General features: G+C 70.2%; 18 protein-coding genes. 5 read left to right on the top strand and 13 right to left on the bottom strand.

Features of this window, described 5'->3' with window-relative positions; genetic code table 11:
- The first annotated feature begins 34 nt into the window (after positions 1-34).
- The 4 genes from ABD345_RS14550 (at position 35) to ABD345_RS14535 (ending at position 5,061) form a co-directional block, all read left to right on the top strand.
- The gene (locus ABD345_RS14550; RefSeq protein ID WP_344552480.1) at positions 35-1,795 is read left to right on the top strand and encodes an ABC transporter substrate-binding protein; all 1,761 of its coding nucleotides are present in this window, start codon (positions 35-37) and stop codon (positions 1,793-1,795) included.
- Positions 1,796-1,877: 82 nt separating this feature from the next.
- On the top strand, positions 1,878-2,855 hold the full coding sequence (locus ABD345_RS14545; RefSeq protein ID WP_344552479.1) for an ABC transporter permease: 978 nt from the start codon (positions 1,878-1,880) through the stop codon (positions 2,853-2,855).
- Between the two features lie 60 nt (positions 2,856-2,915).
- A complete protein-coding gene (locus tag ABD345_RS14540; protein WP_344552478.1) occupies positions 2,916-3,983 on the top strand; it encodes an ABC transporter ATP-binding protein in 1,068 nt (355 codons plus the stop codon).
- 10 nt (positions 3,984-3,993) lie between these two features.
- Complete coding sequence (locus ABD345_RS14535) at positions 3,994-5,061, top strand: ABC transporter ATP-binding protein (protein WP_344552477.1); 1,068 nt, start codon at positions 3,994-3,996, stop codon at positions 5,059-5,061.
- 70 nt (positions 5,062-5,131) lie between these two features.
- Here the strand turns inward: ABD345_RS14535 and ABD345_RS14530 are convergent, their stop codons facing one another.
- From ABD345_RS14530 to typA, 11 genes are all read right to left on the bottom strand, one after another.
- On the bottom strand, positions 5,132-6,217 hold the full coding sequence (locus ABD345_RS14530; RefSeq protein WP_380274507.1) for an ABC transporter ATP-binding protein: 1,086 nt from the start codon (positions 6,215-6,217) through the stop codon (positions 5,132-5,134).
- Positions 6,207-7,259, bottom strand: coding sequence for an ABC transporter ATP-binding protein (locus ABD345_RS14525; protein WP_344552476.1), 1,053 nt, complete (start codon positions 7,257-7,259; stop codon positions 6,207-6,209). Before ABD345_RS14525 ends, ABD345_RS14530 begins: the two co-directional genes overlap by 11 nt.
- A 16-nt stretch (positions 7,260-7,275) precedes the next feature.
- Entirely contained in the window at positions 7,276-8,289 is a 1,014-nt protein-coding gene (locus ABD345_RS14520) for an ABC transporter permease (RefSeq protein WP_344552475.1), read from the bottom strand.
- A complete protein-coding gene (locus ABD345_RS14515; protein ID WP_344552473.1) occupies positions 8,282-9,208 on the bottom strand; it encodes an ABC transporter permease in 927 nt (308 codons plus the stop codon). Before ABD345_RS14515 ends, ABD345_RS14520 begins: the two co-directional genes overlap by 8 nt.
- Positions 9,209-9,290: 82 nt before the next feature.
- Positions 9,291-10,916: a peptide ABC transporter substrate-binding protein gene (locus tag ABD345_RS14510; RefSeq protein WP_344552472.1), complete on the bottom strand. Its 1,626-nt coding sequence runs from the start codon at positions 10,914-10,916 to the stop codon at positions 9,291-9,293.
- Between the two features lie 146 nt (positions 10,917-11,062).
- Positions 11,063-12,079 (bottom strand): ABC transporter ATP-binding protein, encoded by a 1,017-nt coding sequence (locus tag ABD345_RS14505; protein WP_344552471.1) that lies wholly within the window; start codon positions 12,077-12,079, stop codon positions 11,063-11,065.
- Complete coding sequence (locus tag ABD345_RS14500) at positions 12,072-13,124, bottom strand: ABC transporter ATP-binding protein (protein WP_344552470.1); 1,053 nt, start codon at positions 13,122-13,124, stop codon at positions 12,072-12,074. Before ABD345_RS14500 ends, ABD345_RS14505 begins: the two co-directional genes overlap by 8 nt.
- Positions 13,125-13,141: 17 nt before the next feature.
- Positions 13,142-14,080: an ABC transporter permease gene (locus tag ABD345_RS14495; RefSeq protein WP_344552469.1), complete on the bottom strand. Its 939-nt coding sequence runs from the start codon at positions 14,078-14,080 to the stop codon at positions 13,142-13,144.
- The gene (locus ABD345_RS14490) at positions 14,073-14,999 is read right to left on the bottom strand and encodes an ABC transporter permease (protein ID WP_344552466.1); all 927 of its coding nucleotides are present in this window, start codon (positions 14,997-14,999) and stop codon (positions 14,073-14,075) included. The genes ABD345_RS14495 and ABD345_RS14490 overlap by 8 nt, the downstream gene beginning before the upstream one ends.
- Before the next feature lie 141 nt (positions 15,000-15,140).
- On the bottom strand, positions 15,141-16,775 hold the full coding sequence (locus tag ABD345_RS14485) for a peptide ABC transporter substrate-binding protein (protein ID WP_344552464.1): 1,635 nt from the start codon (positions 16,773-16,775) through the stop codon (positions 15,141-15,143).
- A gap of 357 nt (positions 16,776-17,132) precedes the next feature.
- A complete protein-coding gene (gene typA, locus ABD345_RS14480) occupies positions 17,133-19,037 on the bottom strand; it encodes a translational GTPase TypA (protein ID WP_344552463.1) in 1,905 nt (634 codons plus the stop codon).
- 211 nt (positions 19,038-19,248) lie between these two features.
- Here typA and ABD345_RS14475 point away from each other — a divergent pair, with 211 nt between their 5' ends.
- A complete protein-coding gene (locus ABD345_RS14475; RefSeq protein WP_344552461.1) occupies positions 19,249-20,376 on the top strand; it encodes a hypothetical protein in 1,128 nt (375 codons plus the stop codon).
- Between the two features lie 3 nt (positions 20,377-20,379).
- Here the strand turns inward: ABD345_RS14475 and ABD345_RS14470 are convergent, their stop codons facing one another.
- The gene (locus ABD345_RS14470; RefSeq protein WP_380276432.1) at positions 20,380-22,842 is read right to left on the bottom strand and encodes a SpoIIE family protein phosphatase; all 2,463 of its coding nucleotides are present in this window, start codon (positions 22,840-22,842) and stop codon (positions 20,380-20,382) included.
- A 156-nt stretch (positions 22,843-22,998) separates the two neighbouring features.
- Positions 22,999-25,631 (bottom strand): SpoIIE family protein phosphatase (locus ABD345_RS14465; protein ID WP_344552460.1); only part of this gene is annotated, 2,633 nt, incomplete at its 5' end.

The raw sequence follows: 25,631 nt of genomic DNA, 5'->3' as shown, positions 1-25,631 counted from the left end.
AGATTTCCGCACAACTATCCCAGGCAGGATGAAGATGAGCTCTCACAAGACACGGCTCGCGGCAGCCATTCTGGTGGCCGGGGCCCTGACCGTCACCACGGCGTGCTCCAGCGGCCACAGCAACGGCGACGGCGCCAGCGCCTCGAAGGCCCCCGCCAAGATCTCCTCGATCTCGATCGGCACCGCCGAGGACTCGAAGGGCCCCGCCGCCGCGGAGCCGGGCGCGAAGACGGGCGGCACGGTCAACATGATCGACCGCGACGACTTCTCGCACCTCGACCCGGCCCAGATCTACCTGAACTACAACAGCGAGGTCTCGCTGCTCTTCACCCGCCAGCTGACCGGCTACAAGCTCCAGGCGGACGGCTCGCAGAAGCTCGTCGGCGACCTCGCCACCGACACCGGCAGCACCACCGACGGCGGCAAGACCTGGAAGTTCACGCTGAAGGACGGCGTGAAGTGGCAGGACGGCTCGCCGATCACCTCGGCCGACGTCAAGTACTCGATCGAGCGCACCTACGCCAGCTTCATCAAGTCCGGCCCGACCTACATCCAGGGCTGGATCTCGGGCTCCGACTACCGCACCGCCTACGAGGGCCCCTACGGCGGCAAGCAGCTGGACGCGGTCCAGACCCCGGACGACAAGACCGTGGTCATCACCTTCCAGGACATCCACCCGGACGCCAACTTCACCCTGGCGATGACCGGTTACGGCATCGTGCCGCAGGCCCACGACACGAAGGAGGAGTACGACAAGAAGCCGTTCTCCTCCGGCCCGTACCAGATCACCGAGCACGTCACCGACCGCTCGCTGGACCTGGAGCGCAACCCCAACTGGGACCCGGCCACCGACCCGATCCGGAACGCCTACCCGGACAAGTGGCACATGAGCTTCGGCGTCCAGCTGCAGCAGTCCACCGAGCGCTTCATGGCGGACAACGGCGACGACAAGACCGCGTTCACCTTCCACAACACGGTCCACCCGAACTACACCGACAAGGTGAAGGGCGACGACAAGCTCAAGTCGCGCACCCTGGAGGGCCTGACCCCGTACGTCGACTACTACTACATCAACAACGACCGCATCAAGGACAAGAAGGTCCGCGAGGCGCTCATCAAGGCGTTCCCGCACAAGCAGACCCGCCAGCTCCAGGGCGGCACCTCCTACGGTGACTACGCCACCTCGTACATGAGCCCGACCACCCTCGGCTACGAGTCCTACGACCCGTACGGCATCCTGCAGAAGCCGGAGGGCGACCCGGAGGCGGCCAAGAAGCTGCTGACCGAGGCGAACGCGGTGGGCACCACCATCGTGTACCCGTACAACAACACCCCGATCCAGCAGAAGGTCACCGAGGCCATCCGCGACGCGCTGGAGAAGGCCGGCTTCAAGTTCGTCCCGAAGCCGCTGGACGCCAAGACCTACTACGACACCATCGCGCTGGTCGACAACGGCGCCGACCTGTACTGGGGCGGCTGGGGCGCCGACTGGCCGACCGGCTACACCTCGCTGCAGCCGGTGTGGGACGGCCGGGGCATCGCCGACGGCGGCCAGAACCTGGCGCACGTGAACGACCCGGCGATCAACTCCGCGATCGACGCCGCCGCCAAGATCGCCGACCCGGTCGCCCAGGGCAAGGCGTGGGCCGCGATCGACAAGCAGCTGCAGGACAACGCGTACTCGATCCCGGACGTCTACCAGCGCTCGCTGAGCCTCTACGGCTCGGGCCTGGGCGGCGTGAAGTTCGACTCGCTGATGGGCCTGCAGTACCCGCTCAACATCTACGTCAAGTAGTAGTCGTCACCGAGCAGCAGCTCACGGCGGGACACCGGCACGACCTGCCGGTGTCCCGCCCCGATCAGGAGAGCCCCGTCCGATGCTCCGATTCCTCGTCCGCCGAACCCTCGGCGCGCTAGTCATCCTGTTGATCGTCTCGATGGTCACGTACGCGCTGTTCTTCGCGATTCCGGCGGATCCGGCGAGGCTCTACTGCGGCAAGACCTGCACGCCCGAGAACCTCGCCCTGATCAGGCACGACATGGGCTTCGACCACGCTTGGCCGGTCCAGTACTGGAACTGGCTGACCACCATCTTCACCGGCGGCACCTTCAACGGCGTGCACTGCGGCGCCCCGTGCTTCGGCTACTCCTTCGACAAGAAGGAGCTGGTCGGCGGCATCCTCGCGGACCGCTTCCCGACCACCCTGTCGCTGACCGTCGGCTCCGCCGTCGTCTTCCTGATCGTCGGCATCGGCACCGGCATGCTGGCCGCCCACAAGCAGGGCAAGCCCGCTGACAAGATCGCCAGCTCCTTCTCGCTGCTGGCCTCCTCGATGCAGATCTACGTGGCCGGCCCGCTGGCCCTGTGGGCGCTGTGCTACAGCACCGACCTGCTGGAGCTGCCGACCTACGTGCCGATCACCAAGGACCCGGTCGGCTGGGCCAGCGGCCTGCTGGTGCCGTGGATCGTGCTGTCGCTGATCTGGACCGCGAACTACACCCGGATGACCCGTTCCTCGATGGTCGAGCAGCTGTCCGAGGACTACGTGCGGACCGCCCGGGCCAAGGGCATGTCGGGCACCTCGGTCTTCATGCGCTACGCCTGGCGCGGCGCGATGGGCACCATCGTCACCGTCTTCGGCATCGACCTGGGCGTGCTGCTCGGCGGCGCCATCATCACCGAGACGACGTTCAGCCTGCACGGCCTGGGCGAGCTGGCGATCCACTCCTTCAACGACTCCGACCTGTCGCTGCTGGTCGGCGTGACCATGGTGGCCGCCACCCTGATCGTCTTCTTCAACATCATCGTCGACGCCGCCTACGCCCTGATCGACCCGCGCATCCGCCTGGCCTGACGGCCACACCCCGGCCGACCGCAGTCCCGACCTCACGTACCGCACCGAGGAGCCCAGTCCATGACCACCCAGGCCAAGCCCGAGGAGGTGTCCGCCGGCAGCGGCGGCACGCCGTTCCTCTCAGTCCGCGACCTCTCGGTCCGCTTCAGCACCGAGGACGGCGTGGTCCGGGCCGTGGACAGCCTCTCCTTCGACGTCGCCCCGGGCTCCACGCTCGGCATCGTCGGCGAGTCCGGTTCCGGCAAGTCGGTGACCAACCTGGCCGTGCTGGGCCTGCACAACCCGGACCGGACCGAGATCACCGGCTCGATCAAGCTGGACGGCCAGGAGCTGGTCGGCGCGTCGAACCGGGAGCTGGAGAAGCTCCGCGGCAAGAAGATGTCGATGATCTTCCAGGACCCGCTGACCGCGCTGTCGCCGTTCCACACCATCGGCAAGCAGATCGCCGAGACCTTCCGCAAGCACACCGGCGCCTCCAAGAAGGAGGCCCGGGACCGGGCGATCGAGATGCTGACCCGGGTCGGCATCCCGCAGCCCACCAGCCGGGTCGACGACTACCCGCACCAGTTCTCCGGCGGCATGCGCCAGCGCGCGATGATCGCCATGTCGCTGGTCTGCGACCCCAAGCTGGTCATCGCGGACGAGCCGACCACCGCGCTGGACGTCACCGTGCAGGCCCAGATCCTCGACCTGCTCAAGGACCTCCAGCAGGAGATGGGCACCGCGATCATCCTGATCACCCACGACCTGGGCGTGGTCGCCCGGACCGCGCAGGACATCATGGTGATGTACGCGGGCCGGGCCGTGGAGCGCGGCACCGTCCGCGAGGTGCTGAAGGCCCCCCAGCACCCGTACACCTGGGGCCTGCTGTCCTCGATGCCGAGCCTGACCGGCGACGTGGACGTGCCGCTGCGGCCGGTCCGCGGCACCCCGCCGAGCCTGATCAACCTGCCGTCCGGCTGCCCGTTCAACCCGCGCTGCGACTTCCCCGCGCAGGTGGCCGGCGGTCGCTGCACCACCGAGCGCCCGCCGCTCTCCCCGGCCGCCGGGCACGCCGCCGCCTGCCACCTGGAGCCGGCCCGGCGGCAGGACATCTTCATCGACCAGATCAAGCCGCGGCTCGGCTGAGAGGCACACCATGAGCAACGAGACGACCCTCAAGCCCGCCTCCCGGTCCGCCCTCTCCGGCGATCCGCTGCTGTCGATCACCGGCCTGAAGAAGCACTTCCCGGTGATGGACGGCTTCCTGTTCAAGCGCCAGGTCGGCGCGGTGCACGCGGTGGACGGCGTGGACCTGGAGGTGTTCCCCGGCGAGTCGGTGGGCCTGGTCGGCGAGTCCGGCTGCGGCAAGTCGACCACCGGCCGCCTGGTGACCCGGCTGCTGGAGCCGACCGCCGGCGAGATCCGCTACGCCGGGCAGGACATCACGCACGCGAGCCGCAAGGAGCTCGCGCCGATCCGGTCCGAGATCCAGATGATCTTCCAGGACCCGTACTCCTCGCTGAACCCGCGGCACACCGTCGGCTCGATCATCGGCGCGCCGATGGAGATCAACGGCATCCAGCCGGCCGGCGGCGTCCAGCGCCGGGTGCAGGAGCTGCTGGAGACGGTCGGCCTCAACCCGGAGCACTACAACCGCTTCCCGCACGAGTTCTCCGGCGGCCAGCGCCAGCGCATCGGCGTGGCCCGGGCGCTGTCGCTGAACCCGAAGCTGATCGTCGCGGACGAGCCGGTCTCGGCGCTGGACGTGTCGATCCAGGCGCAGGTGGTCAACCTGCTCCAGGAGCTGCAGCGCGAGCTGGGCATCGCCTTCCTGTTCATCGCCCACGACCTGTCGGTGGTGCGGCACTTCTCGGAGCGCGTCGCGGTGATGTACCTCGGCAAGATCGTCGAGATCGCCGACCGCAAGTCGCTGTACGAGGCGCCCCGGCACCCGTACACCCACGCCCTGCTGTCCGCCGTCCCGGAGGCCGACCCGGACGACGACCGCGAGCGGATCCGGCTGACCGGCGACGTCCCCTCGCCGCTCAACCCGCCGTCCGGCTGCCGCTTCCGCACCCGCTGCTGGAAGGCGCAGGAGAAGTGCGCCACCGAGGAGCCGCCGCTGGTGCGGCTGTCCGGCAACGCGGAGAACCACCTGACGGCTTGTCACTTCCCCGAGGAGGGGAGCACCGCCGCCGTCCCCGCCCAGCGCGCCGAGGTCTGAGCCCCCGGCAGCACCGCGGAAGGGCCCCGCCGATCCGTTCGGCGGGGCCCTTCCGCGTCCGTGCGGCGGGTCAGATCAGGTTCTCCCGCTCGCCGGCGAAGTGGCAGGCCGAGTCGTGCCGGGCCCGTCCCTCCAGCCAGTCCCGCACGGTCAGCGCCGGGTCCTCCCGCGCGCACTTCTCCTGGGCCTTCCAGCAGCGGGTGCGGAAGCGGCACCCGGAGGGCGGGTTGGCCGGCGAGGGCACGTCGCCGACCAGCACGATCCGGTCCCGGTGCTCGCGCGCGGCCGGGTCGGGCACCGGCACGGCGGACAGCAGCGCCTGGGTGTACGGGTGGGTGGCGTGTTCGTAGATCTCCAGGTCGGTGCCGATCTCGACCATCCGCCCGAGGTACATCACGCCGACCCGGTCGGAGATGTGCCGGACGATCGACAGGTCGTGCGCGATGAACATGTACGACAGGTTGAACTCGCCCTGCAGCTGCTCCAGCAGGTTGATCACCTGGGCCTGCACCGACACGTCGAGCGCGGAGACCGGCTCGTCGCAGATGATCACCTCGGGCTTGAGCGCCAGGCCGCGGGCGATGCCGATCCGCTGGCGCTGGCCGCCGGAGAACTGGTGCGGGTACCGGTTGATGTACTCCGGGTTGAGCCCGACCACGTCCAGCAGGTCCTGCACGGCCTTGCGCCGGTCGCCCTTGGGCGCGACCTCCGGGTGGATCTCGAAGGGTTCGCCGATGATGTCGCCGACGGTCATCCGCGGGTTCAGCGAGGTGTACGGGTCCTGGAACACCATCTGGATGTTGCGGCGCACCGCCTTCAGCGCGGCGCCGGACAGGTGCGAGATCTCCTCGCCCTTGTACTTCACCGACCCGGCGGTGGCGGGCTCCAGGTTCATCAGGACCTTGGCGAGGGTGGACTTGCCGCAGCCGGACTCGCCGACGATGCCGAGCGTCTCGCCCTGCATCAGGTCGAAGGAGACCCCGTCGACGGCCTTGACCGCGCCGACCTGCTTCTTGAACAGGACGCCCTTGGTCAGCGGGAAGTGCTTGCGCAGGTCGCGCACCTCCAGGATGGGTTCGCCGCGCGGCACGTCCTGGGCGAACGCGACCTCCTCGGGGGTGGTCGCCCCGAGCGGGGTGGCACCGTTAACCGTCACGGAGGGTCTCCTTCCAGAAGAAGCACGCGCTGCGCCGTCCGGCCAGCGGTGTCCCGTCGTCCTCGGTCACCTGCTCCAGCGGCGGCACCTTCTGCCGGCAGACGTCCTGCGCCCGGGGGCAGCGCGGGTTGAACGCGCAACCGGGCGGGATCCGCAGCAGGTTGGGCGGCAGGCCCTTGATCGCGAAGAGCTCCTGGCCCTTCTGGTCGAGCCGCGGGATGGAGTCCAGCAGCCCCCGGGTGTAGGGGTGGGCCGGCCGGGCGTAGAGCTCGTGGACGGGGGCGGTCTCGACGATCCGGCCCGCGTACATGACGGCGATCTTGTCCGCGACGTCGGCGACCACGCCGAGGTCGTGGGTGATCAGGATCAGGCCCATGTGGTACTCGGCCTGGAGCTCGGCGAGCAGGTCCATCACCTGGGCCTGGACGGTGACGTCCAGCGCGGTGGTGGGCTCGTCCGCGATGATCAGGTCCGGCTCCAGGGCCAGCGCCATCGCGATCATGATGCGCTGGCGCATGCCGCCGGAGAACTGGTGCGGGTAGTCGTTGACCCGCTCCTTGGCGGCGGGGATCCGGACCCGGTCCATCAGCTCGATCGCCTTGGCCCGGGCGTCCTTGCGGTTGGCGCCGCGGTGCTTGCGGTACATCTCGCCGAGCTGGTAGCCGACGGTGAGCACCGGGTTGAGCGAGGACAGCGCGTCCTGGAAGATCATCGCGATCTTCTGCCCGCGGATCTTGCGCCGCTCGTCCTTGGACATCTTCAGCATGTCCCGGCCGCGGAACAGGATCTCCCCCTGCGGGATGCTGGCCGGCGGCATGTCCAGGATGCCCATGATGGCCTGCGCGGTGACGGACTTGCCGGAGCCCGACTCGCCGAGCACGGCCAGCGTCTCGCCCGCGCTGACGGTGTAGTTGACGCCGTTGACGGCCTTGGCGACGCCCTCCCGGGTCTTGAACTCGACGTGCAGGTCCTTCACGTCCAGCAGCGGCCCGGTGAAGGGTTCCTCGCGGGCCGGTCGGGCCTGGTCGGCGACGGTGCTCATGTGCCTTTCCCCTCGCTCAGCGCAGCTTCGGATCGAGGGCGTCGCGCACCGCGTCGCCCAGCATGATGAAGGCCAGCACGGTGACGGAGAGCGCGGCGGCCGGGAAGAACAGGGCGAACGGCGCCTGCCGGATCACCTTCTGCGCGGAGGAGATGTCCACGCCCCAGGAGATGGTCGGGTCCTGCAGGCCGATGCCGAGGAAGCTCAGCGTGGCCTCGGCGGTGATGTAGCCGCCGAGCGCGATGGTGGCGACCACGATCACCGGGGCCACCGCGTTGGGCAGGATGTGGCGGAACATCAGCCGGTTGGTGCCGGCGCCGAGCGCCCGCCCGGCGACCACGTAGTCGGACTGCTTGACGGTGATCACCGAGCCGCGCATCACGCGGGCCAGCTGCGTCCAGCCGAGGAAGGCCAGCGCGATCACCACCGACCACACGGTGCGCGTCGAGAAGGCGTTCAGCAGCACCAGGGCGCCGAGCAGCAGCGGGATGCCGAAGAAGATGTCGATGATCCGGGAGATCACCGAGTCGGTCCAGCCGCCGAAGTACCCGGCCACCATCCCGGCCAGGCCGCCCAGGATCGTGACCGCCAGGGTGACGCAGATGCCGACCGTGATGGACGCCCGGGCCCCGTACAGCACCCGGGCGTAGATCGAGCGGCCCTGGCCGTCGTAGCCGAACCAGCCGGCCCCGAAGAAGTCGGTGTAGTCGGGCTTGCGCAGGTAGTCCTTGGTCAGGTCGGCGGCCCGCGGGTCGGTGTCGGTGAACAGCCCCGGCCAGATCGCGATCACGATCAGCAGCAGGATCAGCAGCGTCGAGATGATGAAGGTGGGCCGCTTGCGCAGGTCCCGCCAGGCGTCGCCCCACAGGCTGCGGGCCTGCTCCCGCTTGACCGGGTCGGGCTCGATCAGTGTCTCCTGCTCCACGGCCAGTCCCTGCTGGCCCACGTAGTCCAGGTGGTCGCTGTCGGTGGGCTGGATGTTGCGCAGCGGGTCGTTGTCGTCGGGGATGTCCTCGTTGCGCTCAGGCATAGCGGATCCTCGGGTCAAGGACGGCGTACAGCAGGTCGACGACCAGGCTGGCGACCAGGTACACCAGCACCAGCACGGTGACGATGCCGACCACCGTCGGGCCTTCCTTCTGGTTGATCGCCTTGTAGAGGACGTTGCCGACGCCGGCGATGTTGAAGATGCCCTCGGTGACGATGGCGCCGCCCATCAGCGCGCCCAGGTCGGTGCCCAGGAAGGTCACCACCGGGATCAGCGAGTTGCGCAGCAGGTGCCGCCCGATGATGGTGTGCCGCGGCAGGCCCTTGGCGACCGCGGTGCGCATGTAGTCGGCGCGCAGGTTCTCGCCGATCGAGGTGCGGGTGAGCCGGGCCACGTACGCCAGCGACAGGGACGCCAGCACCAGGCCCGGCAGGATCAACTGGGTGATGTCCTCGGAGTCCTGGACGGTGGCAGTCACCCACCCCAGGTTGATCGCGAAGATCGTCTGCGCGATGTAGCCGAGCACGAACACCGGGATCGAGATGACGATCAGGGTCAGCACCAGCACCAGGGTGTCGGCGATGCTGCCGCGGTACAGGCCCGCGATCAGGCCCAGCGGCAGGCCGATGAAGATCTCGAAGAAGAAGGCGACCAGGGCCAGCCGGATGGTCACCGGGAAGGCGTCCGCCATGATCTCCGAGACCGGGCGGCCGGTGAAGCTGGTGCCGAAGTCCAGGTGGAAGATGTTGTTCATGTAGTGCAGGTACTGCTTCCACAGCGGCTGGTCGAGATAGTACTTGTGCCGCAGGCTGGCCACCTGCGCCGGGTCGGCCGCCTTGTCGCCGAACATCGCGGCGATCGGGTCGCCCGGCAGGCTGTAGACCATCAGGAAGATCAGCAGCGTGGCCCCGAAGAACACCGGGATCATCTGGAGCACGCGGCGTAGCACGTAGTGGCCCATGGGAGCCCTCCCTCCGAAGGGGTGACGTAGTACCGGAGCCCCGCCCTCCGTGCGGGGAGGACGGGGCCGGCGCCGGGCACGGTCAGCCCTTGACCTCGACCTGGGTCCAGGCCGGGTTGCCGAAGGAGTCGAACGTGACGTTCTGGACGTTGGTGGAGAAGCCGGAGTTGGTCCGGTAGTACCAGAGCGGGATGGCCGGCATGTCGATCGCCAGCTGCTCCTCGGCCTTCTGGTAGCCGGTCGCGGTGTCCTGGATCGAGGCGGCCTGGTCGGCCTCGGTGGCGAGCTTGTCGAACTCCGGGCTGGAGTAGCCGGTGTCGTTCGAGGCCGCGCCGGTGCGGTAGACGTCCGCCAGGAAGTTGGCGTTCAGCGGGTAGTCCTGCACCCAGCCGGTGCGGAACAGGCCGTTGATCTGGTGGCCGGTGATCGCCGCGCGGGCGGTCTTGAAGTCGGTCTTCGGGTCGCCGCTGCAGTTCACCCCGGTGGCCTGCCGGATGGAGTTGCAGACCGCGTCCACCCACTCCTTGTGGCCGCCGTCCGCGTTGTACGTGATCTTGATCGCGTTGCCGGGGACGCCGCCGCCCTCCTGGATCAGCTGCTTCGCCTTGTCCGCGTCGTACGTGCAGAAGTCCCCGCAGGTACCGGACTTGTAGCCCTCGACGCCCTCGGCGACCCAGGCGGTGGCGGACTTGCGCGAGCCCTGCAGCACCGTCTTGGTGATGGTGTCGCGGTCGATCGCCATCGACAGGCCCTGCCGGACCTTGGCCTTGTCCTGGCCCTGCCAGTCGGCCTGGTAGAGGGTGAAGCCGATGTTCTGGATCGCGCCCTGCGGGGCGTCGATCGCCCGGTCGCCCAGGTCGTTCTTGTAGTTCGCCAGCGCCGACGGCGGCACCTGGTCGATCACGTCCAGGTTGTTCGACTGCAGGTCCGCGTAGGCGGCCTCGGCGGTGGTGTACATCTTGAAGACGACGCCGCCGTTCTTCGGCTTGTCCACGCCCTGGTAGTTGGCGAACGTCTTGGTGACCACCTGCGAGTTGTGGTCCCAGCTGACGAACTCGTACGGCCCGTTGCCCACCGGCTTCTGCCCGTAGCCCGCCGGGTCCTTGAAGAACCCCTCCGGGAGCGGCGAGAAGGCCACGTACCCCAGCTTGTACGGGAAGTACGAGACCTTGTTGTACAGCTTGATGGTGAAGTGCGTGTCGTCCTGGACGGTCAGGCCGGACATCTTGTCGGTGCTCGGCGAGCCGCTCTCCGGGTGGAGGTCCTTGTAGCCCTCGATGTCACCGAACCAGGAGCTGTTGATCTGGTTGTTGTTGACGTTGGCCGCCCAGTTCCAGGCGTCCACGAAGCTCTGCGCGGTCACCGGCGTGCCGTCGTGGAACGTCCAGCCGGACTTCAGCGTGACGTTGTAGGTCTGCGAGTCGCTGGTGTCGATCGAGTCCGCGACCTGCATCCGCAGCTTGCCGTTGGAGGGGTCGTAGTCGGCCAGGCCCTTGAACAGGTTCTGCACGATGCGTCCGCCACCGGTCTCGTTGGCGTTGGCCGGCTGCAGCGGGTTCTGCGGCTCGCTGCTCTGGTAGGTGAAGGTCTTGCTGGTGTCCGACGAACCGCCACCGGAGCCGCCGCCGCTGCTGCCGCAACCCGTGGCCACCAGGGCCACGGACGTCGCACTGACAACAGCCCAGCGCACGCGGGTGCCTGCAGGCATGGAGCTTCCTCCTCAGGGGTGTGTGAGACGCATCTCACCTCATGAGAAGGGCCGGGCAGTTGCGGCGCGACCGCAGTAGGGCCGAACGGGGAGGGGGCACCGGGAGTGTCTCCCGGTGCCCCCTCCCCGTCCGTGCGGTGCGGCTGCTACGCGGCCGCGGCCTCCCGCTCGGCCGCGAAGTGGCAGGCCGACTCGTGCCTGGCGCCGCCGGCGAGCAGCTCGGGGACGGCCAGCAGCGGGAGCTCGGTGGAGCAGCGCTCCTCGGCCTTCCAGCAGCGGGTGCGGAAGCGGCAGCCGGAGGGCGGGTTGGCCGGCGAGGGGATGTCGCCGGAGAGGATGATCCGCTCGCGGTTCTCCCGGTCGCTCGGGTCCGGCACCGGCACCGCGGACAGCAGCGCCTGGGTGTACGGGTGGGTGGCGTGGTCGTAGATCTCCAGGTCGGTGCCGATCTCGACCATCTTGCCGAGGTACATCACGCCGACCCGGTCGGAGATGTGCCGGACGATCGAGAGGTCGTGGGCGATGAACATGTAGGAGAGCTCGAAGTCCTGCTGCAGCTGCTCCAGCAGGTTGATCACCTGGGCCTGCACCGACACGTCGAGCGCGGAGACCGGCTCGTCGCAGATGATGATCTCCGGCTTGAGCGCCAGGCCGCGGGCGATGCCGATCCGCTGGCGCTGGCCGCCGGAGAACTGGTGCGGGTACCGGTTGATGTACTCCGGGTTCAGGCCCACCACGTCCAGCAGGTCCTGCACGGCCTTGCGCCGGTCGCCCTTGGGCGCCACCTCGGGGTGGATCTCGAAGGTCTCGCCGATGATGTCGCCGACGGTCATCCGCGGGTTCAGCGAGGTGTACGGGTCCTGGAACACCATCTGGATGTTGCGGCGGACGGCCTTGAGGGCCGCGCCGGACAGCCGGGAGATGTCCTCGCCCTTGTAGAGGACCTGGCCGGCGGTCGCCCGCTCCAGGTTCATCAGGACCTTGGCGAGGGTGGACTTGCCGCAGCCGGACTCGCCGACGATGCCGAGCGTCTCGCCCTTGTGCAGGGTGAAGGAGATGCCGTCGACGGCCTTGACCGCGCCGACCTGCTTCTTGAACAGGACGCCCTGGGTCAGCGGGTAGTGCTTGACCAGGTCGCGGACCTCCAGGATGGGCTCAGCCATGGAGGGTCTCCTTCCAGAAGTGGCAGGCGCTCGCGCGCCCGGCGATCTCGGCGCCGTCCCGGTCGGTGACCTGGTGCAGGGCCGGGCTCTCGGTGCGGCACAGGTCGGTGGCGGCGTCGCAGCGCGGGTTGAACGCGCAGCCGGCCGGGACCTTGTAGAGGTTGGGCGGCAGGCCCTTGATCGCGTACAGCTCCTCGCCCTTCTGGTCCAGTCGCGGGATCGACCGGAGCAGGCCCTCGGTGTAGGGGTGGGCGGGCTTGGCGTACAGGTCGTGGACGGGGGCGGTCTCGACGATCCGGCCCGCGTACATGACGGCGATCTTGTCCGCGACGTCGGCGACCACGCCGAGGTCGTGGGTGATCAGGATCAGGCCCATGTGGTACTCGGCCTGGAGCTCGGCGAGCAGGTCCATCACCTGGGCCTGGACGGTGACGTCCAGCGCGGTGGTGGGCTCGTCCGCGATGATCAGGTCGGGCTCCAGGGCCAGCGCCATCGCGATCATGATGCGCTGGCGCATGCCGCCGGAGAACTGGTGCGGGTAGTCGTTGACCCGCTCCTTGGCGGCGGGGATCCGGACCCGGTCCATCAGCTCGATGGCCTTGGCCTTGGCCTCCTTCTTGGAGGCGCCCTCGTGCACGCGGAACATCTCGCCGAGCTGGTAGCCGACGGAGAGCACCGGGTTGAGCGAGGACAGCGCGTCCTGGAAGATCATCGCGATCTTGCGGCCGCGGATCTTCCGGCGCTCCTCGTTGGACATCTTCAGCATGTCCTGGCCGCGGAACAGGATCTCCCCGGAGGTGATCCGGCCGGGCGGCATGTCGAGGATGCCCATGATGGTCTGCGCGGTGACGGACTTGCCGGAGCCGGACTCGCCGAGCACGGCCAGCGTCTCACCGGCGGCGACCGAGTAGTTGACGCCGTTGACGGCCTTGGCGACGCCGTCCCGGGTCTTGAACTCGACGTGCAGGTCGCGGACTTCGAGCAGCGGGGTGCCGGGGGCCGGACGGTCCTTGGCGGCAGTGGTCTTCTCGGGTGCGGTGGTCATGGTGCGGGCCGCCTCTCTCAGCGCAGCTTCGGGTCGAGGGCGTCGCGGACCGCGTCGCCGAGCATGATGAACGCCAGCACGGTGACGGAGAGCATGCCGGCCGGGAAGAACAGCACGAACGGCGCCTGGCGGATCACCTTCTGGGCCGAGTTGATGTCGATGCCCCAGGAGATGGTCGGGTCCTGCAGGCCGATGCCGAGGAAGCTCAGCGTGGCCTCGGCGGCGATGTAGCCGCCCAGCGCGATGGTGGCGACCACGATCACCGGGGCCACCGCGTTCGGCAGGATGTGCTTGAACATGATCCGGCCGGTGCCGGCGCCGAGCGCCTTGGCCGCGGTCACGTAGTCGGACTGCTTGACGGTGATCACCGAGCCGCGCATCACGCGGGTCATCTGGGTCCAGCCGAGCACGACCAGCGCGAACACCACCGACCAGACCGTGCGGACCGAGAAGGCGTTCAGGATGACCAGCGCGCCGAGCAGCAGCGGGATGCCGAACACCATGTCGGTGAAGCGGGAGATGATCGTGTCGACCCAGCCGCCGTAGTAGCCGGCCGCCATGCCCAGCAGGCCGCCGACGATCGTGACACCGGCGGTGACGCAGATGCCGACGACCATCGAGGCGCGGGCGCCGTAGATCATCCGGGCGTAGATGGAGCGGCCCTGGCCGTCGTAGCCGAACCAGTCCGCCTGGAAGAAGTGCAGGTAGTTCGGCTTGCCCAGGTAGTGCTTGCTCAGGTCGCCGGCCCGCGGGTCCACCGAGGTGAACAGGCCGGGGGCGATCGCGAACAGCACCAGCAGCACGATCAGCACCGCGGAGATGATGAAGACCGGGCGCTTGCGCAGGTCGTGCCAGGCGTCCAGGCCGAGGCTGCGGGGCTTCTCGGCCTTCGCCTCGGCGGTGGCGCCGCCCCGCTGCGCGGGGATCTCGGCATTCTTCTCGATCAGGTCAGGCATACCGGATCCTCGGGTCCAGGACCGCGTAGAGCAGGTCGACGAGCAGGCTGGCGAAGAGGAAGACCAGCACCAGCACCACGACGAAGCCGGAGACGGTCGCACCCTCGCTGCGGCCGATGGCGTGGTACAGCGCGTTACCGACGCCCTGGACGTTGAAGATGCCCTCGGTGACGATCGCGCCGCCCATCAGGGCGCCCAGGTCGGTGCCCAGGAAGGTGACCACCGGGATCATCGAGTTGCGCAGCAGGTGGGTGCCGATCACCTTGCGCTTGGGCAGGCCCTTGGCGACCGCGGTGCGCATGTAGTCGGCCTTCAGGTTCTCCGCGATGGAGGTCCGGGTGAGGCGGGCGACGTACGCGAGCGAGATCGAGCCGAGCACGACGGCGGGCAGGATCAGCTGGCCCAGGTTGGTGGAGCTCTGCACCGTCGGGGTGACCCAGCCGAGCTGGATCGCGAAGACGTTCTGGAAGATGAAGCCGAGCACCGGGACCGGGATCGAGATCAGCAGCAGGGTCAGGACCAGCGTCGACTTGTCGAACGCCTTGCCGCGGCGCAGCCCGGCGAACAGGCCGATGCCGATGCCGATGACCAGCTCGAAGACGAAGGCCAGCAGCGCGAGCCGGATGGTGACCGGGAGGGCCTCACCGATCACGTCGATGACCTGGCGGCCGTTCATGGTCTTGCCGAAGTCGCCGGTGAACAGGTTCCCCATGTAGTTCAGGTACTGCTGCCACTTGGAGACGTCGAGTCCCATGTCGTGCTTGAACGCGGCGAGCTGGGCCGGGTCGGCGGCCTTGTCGCCCCACATCGCGGCCGCGGGGTCACCGGGCAGCATGCGGGTCATGAAGAAGATGATCGTGACCGTGCCCAGGAACACCGGGATCATCTGGAGCAGTCGCCTCGCGACGTAGCGCCCCATCGTGCCTCCAATTGACTGCTCTGACGTGCCGTCAGTCCCGGTGTCAGAGTTCTGGACGTGACAACGGCCGGTGCCGGGCCGCCCGGTGGGGCGGTGCACGGCACCGGCCGTGTCTGTTCGAGCCGTGCGGTGCCGGCTCGGTTACTTCTGCTTGACCTCGACCTGGGTGAAGACCGGGTCACCGAACGAGTCGTACTTCACGTTCTGCACGTTGTTCGAGTAACCGGCGGTGGTCTTGTAGTACCAGAGCGGGATGGCCGGCATGTCCTTGGCCAGCTGGGCCTCGGCCTGCTGGTACAGCTCGGCGGTCTTCTCCACCGAGGTGGCCTTGTCCGCCTCGGCGGCCAGCTGGTCGAACGCCGGGCTGGAGTAGCCCGCGTCGTTGGCCGCGGCGCCGGTGCCGAACACGTCGCGCAGGTAGTTGGCGTTCAGCGGGTAGTCCTGCACCCAGCCGGTGCGCATCAGACCGTCGACCTTCTTGTTCTTGATCAGGTCGCGCGAGGACTTGAAGTCCGGCTTCGGGTCGCCGACGCACTCGACGCCGGTGGCCTGGCGGATGGAGTTGCAGACCGCGTCCACCCACTCCTTGTGGCCGCCGTCGGCGTTGTACAGCACGGTGATCTTGTTGCCGGGGACGCCGCCGCCCTCGGTGATCAGCTGCTTGGCCTTCTCCGGGTTGTACGTGCAGTACTCGCCGCAGGTGTTGTCCTTGTAGCCCATGGCGCCCGGGGCGACCCAGGAGTTGGCGGGCTGGCGGGAGCCGTTGAGCACCGTCTTGGTGATGGTGTCGCGGTCGATCGCCATCGACAGGCCCTGGCGGACCTTGGCCAGGTTCTCCGGCTTCCAGTCGTCCGCGTACAGCGAGAAGGAGATCGACTGGATGGCGCCCTGGGCCTGGTCGACGGCGCGGTCGCCCAGGTCGGTCTTGTACGAGGCCAGGTCGCTCGGGTCGACCTGGTCCAGCACGTCCAGGTTGTCGGAGACCAGGTCCTTGTAGGCGCCCTCGGCCTGCGAGTAGTTCTTGAAGACGATGCCGCCGTTCTTCGGCTTGTCGACGCCCGCGTACTTGTCGTAGGCGGCGACGGTGACGGCCTTGTTGTGCTCCCACGAGACGAACTTGTAGGGGCCGTTGCCGATCGGGGACTGGCCGTACTTCGTCGGGTCGCTGTAGAAGACCTCGGGCAGCGGCGAGAAGGCGGTGTAGCCGAGCTTGTACTCGAAGTACGAGACCGGGCCGGTCAGCGCGATGGTGAAGTGGGTGTCGTCGACGACCTTCAGGCCGGACATGGTCTCGGCGGTCGGGTCGCCCTCGTCCGGGTGGACGTCGGCGAAGCCCTGGATGTCGGAGAACCAGTCGGAGTTGATCTGGTTGTTCTTGGTGTTGGCCGACCAGTTCCAGGCGTCCACGAAGGACTTCGCGGTCACCGGGGTGCCGTCGTGGAAGGTCCAGCCCGACTTCAGGGTGACGGTGTAGTTCTGCGCGTCGGTGGTCTCGATCTTGTCGGCCACCTGGTTGCGGAGCGCACCGGTGCTGGGGTCGTAGTCCACCAAGCCCTTGAACAGGGCCTTGACGATGCGGCCGCCGCCGACCTCCATGGCGTTCGCCGGCTGGAGCGGGTTCTGCGGCTCGCTGCTCTGGTAGCTGAACGTGCCCTGAGCGTTGGCGGCGCCGTTGGAGCTGCCGCCGGAAGAGCTACCGCCACTGCCGCAAGCGGTAGCGGCGAGGGCGACCGCGACGGCTGCGACAACCCACTTGGCCTGGCTGGCACCACGCATTGGGTGTCCTCCTGAAATCGTGTTGCAGATCACTCGCGGCCTGGCGCGCACCCCTGCGCAGGAGCCTCGACCCGAGCTCGACTGCACCCACTATCGGTCACTCACGGATACGGAACTGACCAATACGGATTTCAATTTGGTCACATGAACGGTGGATGAATCCCGGAAAACGGACATTCAAGACATACCCAGACATGGGCGAAACGGACAGTTGTCACGCATGACGATCCGTGACGTCCGATTAACGAACCGCTCGCACTCGCGGACAGGTGACGCACCGTCACCGAAAACACGACCGGCCGGCGTCCGCGAGGACGCCGGCCGGTCGGCCGGACAGGGGGGTGCCACCCCCGGGCGTCAGCCCTTCTTGGCGCGCGAGGCGGTGCGGCCGCGCTCCTTGGCGTCCAGGACGACCTTGCGGATGCGCACGGTCTCCGGGGTCACCTCGATGCACTCGTCCTCGCGGCAGAACTCCAGCGACTGCTCCAGCGAGAGCTTGCGCGGCGGCACGATGGACTCCGCCACGTCGGCGTTCGAGGAACGCATGTTGGTGAGCTTCTTCTCCTTGGTGATGTTCACGTCCATGTCGTCGGAGCGGGAGTTCTCGCCGACGATCATGCCCTCGTACACCTCGGTGCCGGGGTCGGTGAACAGCACGCCGCGCTCCTGCAGGTTGGTCATCGCGAAGGCGGTGACCACGCCGGAGCGGTCGGCGACCAGGGAGCCGTTGTTGCGGGTGGTCAGGGTGCCGAACCACGGCTCGTAGCCCTCGTGGATCGAGTGCGCGATGCCGGTGCCGCGGGTGTTGGTGAGGAACTCGGTGCGGAAGCCGATCAGGCCGCGGGACGGCACCACGAACTCCATCCGGACCCAGCCCGAGCCGTGGTTGGACATGTTGTCCATCCGGCCCTTGCGGATGCCCATGAGCTGCGTGACGGCGCCCATGTGCTCCTCGGGGACGTCCACGGTGAGGCGCTCGACCGGCTCGTGGGTCTTGCCGTTGACCTCGCGGGTGACCACCTGCGGCTTGCCGACGGTCAGCTCGAAGCCCTCGCGGCGCATGGTCTCGATCAGGATGGCCAGCGCCAGCTCGCCGCGGCCCTGCACCTCCCAGGCGTCCGGGCGCTCGGTCTCCAGCACGCGCAGCGAGACGTTGCCGATCAGCTCGCGGTCCAGGCGGTCCTTCACCTGGCGGGCCGTCACCTTGCGGTCCACCTTGTTGGTGGACTTGGCGTCGGCGCCCTTGCCGGAGCCGCCCTTGCCGACCAGCGGCGAGGTGTTGGTGCCGATGGTCATCGAGATCGCCGGCTCGTCGACGGTGATCAGCGGCAGCGCGATCGGGTTCTCGGTGTCGGCGAGGGTCTCGCCGATCATGATGTCGCCGATGCCGGCGACGGCGCAGATGTCACCGGGGCCGGCCACCTCGGCGGGCTTGCGGGTGAGCGCCTCGGTCATCAGCAGCTCGGAGATCCGGACGTTCTGGATCGAGCCGTCGCGCTTGATCCAGGCCACCGTCTGGCCCTTGCGCAGCTCGCCCTGCTCGACCCGGAGGAGGGCGATGCGGCCGAGGAAGTTGTCGGCGTCCAGGTTGGTGACGTGCGCCTGCAGCGGGGCGGCCTCGTCGTAGACCGGGGCCGGGACGTGCTCCAGGATGGTGGAGAAGAACGGCTCCAGGTTCTCGGAGTCGGCCGGCACGGTGCCGTTCTCGGGCTTGGTCAGCGAGGCGACGCCGTCGCGGGCGCAGGCGAAGACGATCGGGAACTCGATCTGGTCCTCGTCCGCGTCCAGGTCCAGGAACAGGTCGTAGGTCTCGTTGATGACCTCGTCGATCCGGGCGTCCGGACGGTCGGTCTTGTTGATGCAGAGGATGACGGGCAGCCGGGCCGAGAGCGCCTTGCGGAGCACGAAGCGGGTCTGCGGCAGCGGGCCCTCGGAGGCGTCGACCAGCAGGACGACCGCGTCCACCATCGACAGGCCGCGCTCGACCTCGCCACCGAAGTCGGCGTGGCCGGGGGTGTCGATGATGTTGATGGTGATCGGCGCGCCACCGTCCTTGGGGTGGTACTTGACCGCGGTGTTCTTCGCGAGAATGGTGATGCCCTTCTCGCGCTCCAGGTCGTTCGAGTCCATCATCCGGTCGTCGAGCTGCTGGTGGGCGGCGAAGGCACCGGCCTGCTTGAGCATGGCGTCGACCAGGGTGGTCTTGCCGTGGTCGACGTGGGCGACGATGGCGACGTTACGAATGTCGTTGCGCGTGGGCATGCGGCGCTGATTCTCCCGGAATCGTGGGTCACGGTGCCCGGCCCGCGTCAGCATTCACCGGTCCACCCACCGGGCACGGCACATGCCCCGGCTTCTCCCCATCGTACGGGGAAGGGCCCAATGGAGCCGAAACGGGCGGCTGCGGGGCGGTGGAGATCACAAGTGGGTCTCACTCCTTCCCGTACGCACCAAGGACCGGGAAGCTACGCCGGTGAAGAAGAAGACCCGGTCCGCGATCCTCCTGGTGGCCTTCCTCGTGTCCCTGGTCGGCGCCATGCTGCTGTCCGGATTCGAGTACCCGCCGCCGTACGTCGCGCTGCCCGCGATCTACGGCGGCCTGATCGCCGGCGGCCTGCTGACCCAGTCCGCGCTGACCCTGCTCGCCCGCCCCGCCGGGCTGGTCCCGACCGGGTACGCGCTGGGCGTGGGCCGGGCGACCGGGGTACGGCGGCTGGGCGGCGTCCCGCTGGTGCTGCGGTCGGTGCCGCTGCCGGTGCTCACCTGCTCGCGCCTGCTCGTCCCGGGGCCGCGCGGGCGGGCCTGGGCGGCGGTGACGGCCGCGTGCCTCCCGGCGGTGCTGCTCGGCGGGTGGCTGCTGGCGACGACCAGGGGCGGCTGGCAGCTGTTCGGCCTGATGGCGGCGGTGCTGCCCCTGATGGAGCTGGTCCTGCAGAGCCGCTTCCCGGGCTGCCCGGGCTGGGTGGTGTTCCGGCTGCCCACCGCCTCCCCCGCCGCGCTGGCCGAGGCGTACGCCTCCCCGGGGCTGCTGGCGGCCGCCCCGGCGCTGCTGGGCGGGCGGCCCGCCGACGCGGTGGCCGCGCTGGCCGCCGCACCGGAGGAGGGCGGCCTGAACGTCGGCGTGTTCCGGGTCCGGGCGCTGCTGGCGGTCGGCGCCTGGGAGGCCGCCCTGGAGCGGGCCGGGCGGATCACGCCCGCCGCGCCGGTCGCCCACCTGGACTGGGTCGGCGGGCTGGCGCACGCCGAGGCGCTGGTGTGCGCGGCGGACGCCGGGCTGCTGCCGCCCGCCGAGTACCTGCCGCGGCTGGCGGCGCTGGACGCGGTGTTCGAGGGCCGCGCGCTGCGGACCCCGGTGCGGGCCGACCTGCTGCGGCTGCGCGGGGAGCGGGAGGCGGCCGTGAAGGCGGCCGACCGGGCGCTGCGGATGCAGGTGGACCCGTTGTCGGCGGCCGGTGCCGAGTGCTCGCTGGCGGCGGCGCTGTTCGCCGTCGGCCGCCCCGAGCAGGCCGCGCGGGCGCTGGACCGGGCCCGGCGCCTGTACCCCGGCCTGGCCCGGATCGCCCTGGTGGAGCGCCGGGCCTCGGCCGTCGTGCTGGACTAGGGCCTAGAGCGCCAGCTCGAACCAGACGATCTTGCCCTTGGGGGTGCGGCGGCTGCCCCAGCGCTCGGCCAGCAGGGAGACCAGCTGGAGGCCGCGGCCGCCCTCGTCGGTCTCCTGGGCGCGGCGCTGGCGGGGCTGGGCGTAGGCGTCGTCCCAGACCTCGCAGACCATGGTCTTGTCGCGCAGCAGGCGCAGCCGGATCTCGCCGCGGCCGTGCCGCAGCGCGTTGGTGACCAGCTCGCTGACCAGCAGCTCGGAGGTGTCGACCAGTTCGTCCAGGCCGCGCTCCAGCAGCCAGCCGCAGGCGGCCTCGCGGGCCTTGGCGACCGAGGTCGGCTCGGAGGGGAACCGCCAGTCGCCGACCGAGCCCTTGGGCAGGGCCTTGACCTTGGCCATCAGCAGGGCGATGTCGTCCTCGCCGTGGTGCGGGTTGAGCTCGTCCAGCACCTGGTCGCAGAGTTCCTCGATCCGTTCCGACCCGGCGGCCAGGGCGGCCCGGAAGGCGTCGATGCCCTCGTCGAGCTGGTGCTTGCGGGACTCCACCAGGCCGTCGGTGTAGAGGGCCAGCACGGCGCCCTCCGGCAGGTCGACGGTGACCTCCTCGAACGGCTCGCCGCCGACGCCGAGCGGCAGGCCGGGCGGCACGGTGATGGTGCGGGCGCCCTGGCCGGGGGCGAGCAGGACCGGCGGGAGGTGGCCGGCGTTGGCGAAGGTGCAGCGCTGCTTGACGGCGTCGTAGACGGCGTAGACGCAGGTGGCGAGGTAGACCTCTGCGCTGGAGCGGTCCGGGTCCTCGTCGTTGCCGAGGCCGCGGGCGATCTCGTCGAGGGCGGAGAGCACCTCTTCGGGGTCGAGGTCGAGCATCGCCAGGGTGCGTACGGCGGTGCGGAGTTGGCCCATCGCGACGGCGGCGCGCAGGCCGCGGCCCATCACGTCGCCGATCACCAGGGCGGTGCGGCTGCCGGGCAGCGGGATGACGTCGAACCAGTCGCCGCCGACCTCGGTGTTGTTGTTGCTGGGCAGGTAGCGGCGGGCGATCTCCAGGCCGGAGGCGGCCGGGTTGCCGGGGGGCAGCAGGCTGCGCTGGAGGATCAGCGCGCGCTCGTGCTCGCGGCGGTAGAGCCGGGCGTTGTCGACGCAGACGGCGGCGCGGGCGACCAGCTCCTCGGCGATCGCGACCTCGCGGGCGTCGAACGGCTCGCTGCCGATCGCCCGGGACAGCTGGACCAGGCCGAGCACCTGGTCGCGGGCGACCAGCGGCACCACCAGGGTGGAGCGCAGCAGCGGGTCGGGCCCGGGCTGCGGGACGACGCTGCGGCCGGTGCGCAGGGCGCGGGCGTGCGGCGAGCGCGGCGGGTAGCAGAGCGTGCCGCCGGCCTCGGCGACCCGGACGCCGCCGCGCTCGCTGCCGAGCACGGACGGGGCGTTGCCGACCACGCTGGAGACGGCGACCCGGCGCAGTTCGCCGCTCTCCGGGTTGGCGCTGAGCGGGGCGGAGTCGCCGGTGAGCAGCGCGGTGTACAGGTCGACGGTGGCGACGTCGCAGAACTGCGGGACGATCACGTCGAGCAGTTCCTTGGCGGTGGTCTCCAGGTCGAGGGTGGAGCCGATGTGGGTGGACGCCTCGTTCAGCAGGGCGAGGCTGCGGCGCACGCCGGCCGCCTCGCGCTCGGCGATGTGCCGGCTGGTGACGTCCTGGACCTGGCCGGCCACGCCGATCGGGCGGCCGCCGGCGGCGGTGAGCCGGTACAGCGAGACGGCCCAGGTGCGCTGGTCCTCGTCGCGGCCGGCGCTGGGGCGGGCGGCCCGGACCGGGCCGGACAGCCGCAGGTCGAGGACGGGCTCCTGGCCGGTGAGGACCTTGCGCAGGGCGAGCAGCAGCCGGTCCGCGTCGGAGGGGCGGAACACGTCCCCCGGGGCGAGGCCCTGCAGGGCGGCGGGGCTGCGGCCGACGCCGGCCGCGAAGGCGGCGTTGACCCGCTGCAGCTTGAGGTCGGTGTCGAACAGGAAGAACCCGGTGGGGGTCTGGCCGATGACGGCCTCGGAGGCGGCCAGGTCGGTCTCGATGGCGCGCAGCCGTCCGAGGTCGACGGCCAGGCAGGTGGCGGAGCCGTCGGCGCTGGCGGGCATCGCGTAGACCTCGGCGAGGCTCTCGGCGCCGGCCTGGTCCCGGTAGGGGGCGGTGCCGACCCACTCCTCGCCGGACAGGATGCGCTCCAGCCGGGCGCGGCCGCGCTGCCACAGCTCGCGCGGGATGAACGCGGTGATCGGGTCGGCGCCGACCGCCTCGGCGGCGGGGACGCCGAAGAACTCGGCGGCCCGGTCGCTCCACTGCGCGATCCGCCCGTCCGGGCCGATCGCGAAGGTCGCGACCCTGATGTAGTCGTAGATGGTGCCCGAGGAGCCCTGGCCCCAGCCGAGCGGCAGCGGCACGGGGGTCGTCGGGGCACCCGGCTGCTCCGGCACCGCGGCATGACTGCCGCTGCCGTGCGTCACGTTCCGTGCCGGGAAGCTGTTCAACGGACCGACCCCTCCAACCCGCGCCCATCCGGTGTCGAGAAGACCGAGTATTCGATGTCCGAGTATTCATCATTCGGGCACGGGCGCACACGCCCTTCAACGTCACAACATCGAATCGGGTGGTTGAACCTCCGAGTTCGCGAGTTCGAACCAGACGACTTTGCCCAGCCCTTCGGCCCTGGTGCCCCAGCGCAGGGCGAGCCTGCGGACCAGTTCGAGGCCGCGCCCGCCCTCGTCGCCGGCCCCGGCGTGGCGCTCCCGGGGCGGGTCGGGCAGCGGGTCGGAGATCTCCACCAGGAGCAGTTCGCCGAGGGTCAGCCGGACGCCGATCGGGGCGCTGGCGTACCGGACGGCGTTGGTGACCAGTTCGCTGACCAGCAGTTCCGCGGTGTCGGTGAGCTCCTCGGCGCCCCAGTCGGAGAGCGTGCCGCGGACCAGTCGGCGGGCCCGGGAGACCGCGGTCGGTTCGGCGGGCAGCGTCCAGCCGGCGGTGGGCTCCTCGGCCCGGCCCTGGCCGAGCCGGGCCAGCAGCAGGGCCACGTCGTCGGGCTCGCGGCCCTGCTCCATGGTGCCGAGGACGGCCTCGCACGCCTGCTGGATCGAGGCGTACGGCTGTTCGAGCACGCTGATCAACCTCCCCAGTCCCACGTCCAGGTCCTTGTCCCGCGACTCCACCAGCCCGTCCGTGCACAGGGCGAGCAGGCTGCCGTCCGGGATCCGCATCTCGATGGACTCGAACGGCACCCCGCCGACGCCGAGCGGCGCGCCGGAGGGCAGGTCGAGCACCTGGCCGGCGCCGCCGGGCAGCGGGCCGCCGGAGCGGGCCGGTTCGGCGTCGGCGCCGGGCACCACCAGGACCGGCGGGATGTGGCCGGCCTTGGTGACGGTCAGGCTGCGCCGGGCGGGGTCGAAGACCGCGTAGACGCAGGTGGCGAGCAGCGCCTCGTCGGGGCCCTGGGCGAGGTCGTCGGCGAGCTCGTGGACGTGCCGCAGGACGACCTCGGGGGCCAGGTCGAGGGCGGCCAGCACCCGGACGGCGGTGCGCAGCCGGCCCATCGTGGCGGCGGCCCGCAGGCCGTGGCCCATCACGTCGCCGACCACCAGGGCGGTGCGGTCGCCGGGCAGCGGGATGACGTCGAACCAGTCGCCGCCGACCTCGGTGCCGCTGGAGCCGGGCACGTACCGGTAGGCGACCTCGACGCCGGTGGGCTGCGGGACCTGCTGGGGCAGCAGGGTGCGCTGCAGGGTGAGCGCGGCGGTGCGCTCGCGGGCGTAGAGCCGGGCGTTGTCGAGGGAGCTGCCGGCCCGGTCGGCGAGCTCGACGGTGAAGGCGAGGTCGTCGCGGTCGAAGCCCTCGCGGTAGCCGGCCCGGCTGACCACCAGCAGGCCGATCACGATGCCGCGGGCCCGCAGCGGGACCACCAGCCGGGAGTGGACGCCGAGCTCGCGGGCGGCCTCGACCTTGGGGTCGCCGGCGAAGGACAGCTCCTCGGCGCCGTTGCCGCCGGAGAGCAGCTCGGGGACGCCGCTGCGCAGCACCCGGCCGAAGACGGACTCCTCGTCGAAGGTGATCCGGGCGCCGTGCCGCAGCATGGTCTCCACCGCGGGGCCCTGCTGGATCGCGGCGACGCCCAGCTGCAGCAGCGAGGTGTGCCGGTCGTGGCCGTGCCGGGGCAGGTCGTCGCCGTACGCGACGGCCTGCAGCAGGATCACCCCGGCGTAGTCGGCGAGCCGCGGGACGACCGCGCCGGCCAGCTCCTGGGCGATCATCGAGGCGTCCAGCAGGTCGCCGACCCGGGAGCCGAACTCGTTGAGCAGCGACAGCCGGCGCCGGGCGCCCTCGACCTTGGCGACCGCCCGGTAGCGCTCGGTGACGTCCATCACCGTGCCGGAGATGCCCAGCACCCGGCCGGAGCGGTCGGTCATCCGGCTGTAGGAGATCGACCGGTAGCCGGAGCGGGCGGTGGACGGGGAGGCCAGCGTGACGTCGATGACCGGCTCCCCGGTGGCGAGCACCTGGCGCTGGACGGCGGTGATCTCGTCGGCGGAGCGCTCGGGCAGCGTCTCGCCGGTGGTGCGGCCGATGTGCTCCTCGGCGGGCAGGCCGTTCATCTCGGCCAGGGTGCGGTTGACCGCGGTGTAGCGCAGGTCGGTGTCCAGGACGGCGATGCCGAGCGGGGACTGCTCGAACAGCGCGTCGCGGACCGCGAGGTCCCGCTCGACGGCGCGCAGCGCGGCGGCCTCGGTGAGCGCGGCCTGCACGTACGGGGCGCCGTCGCCGTCGACCAGCAGCGAGAGCCGGGCCTCCACCTCGACCGGCAGGCCGTCCCGGTCGGAGATCTGGGTGAAGCCGTGCCAGGAGCCGCGGCGCAGCGTCTCCTGGAGGGCGGCGCGGGTGCGCCGCACCTGCTCCGGGTCGGGGATCAGCTCGTCGACGGCGCGGCCGACCAGCACCTCGCTGGGCCAGCCGAGCATCTCCTCGGCGGCGGGGCTCCACAGCACCACCCGGCCCGAGGTGTCGAGGATGACGATGGCCACCCGGACCACGTCCAGCAGGCTGCCGCCCTCGGTGCGGCGGCTGGGGTGCAGGGCGGTGGGGCCGCCGTCGGCGCGGCTGCCGGGGCGCTGCTCGGACGTGCCGGGGAAGGCCCGGGCGGGACGGCCGCGGGCGGAGGTCGGCGTGCCGCCCGGGGCGGCGGACGGCTGGGGGGCCGGGCCGGCGCTCGAGGCGCTGC

The organism is Kitasatospora saccharophila (genome assembly GCF_039529925.1).
GTDB classification, from domain to species: Bacteria; Actinomycetota; Actinomycetes; order Streptomycetales; family Streptomycetaceae; genus Kitasatospora; species Kitasatospora saccharophila.
This window is presented reverse-complemented; position numbering and strand designations above follow the sequence as displayed.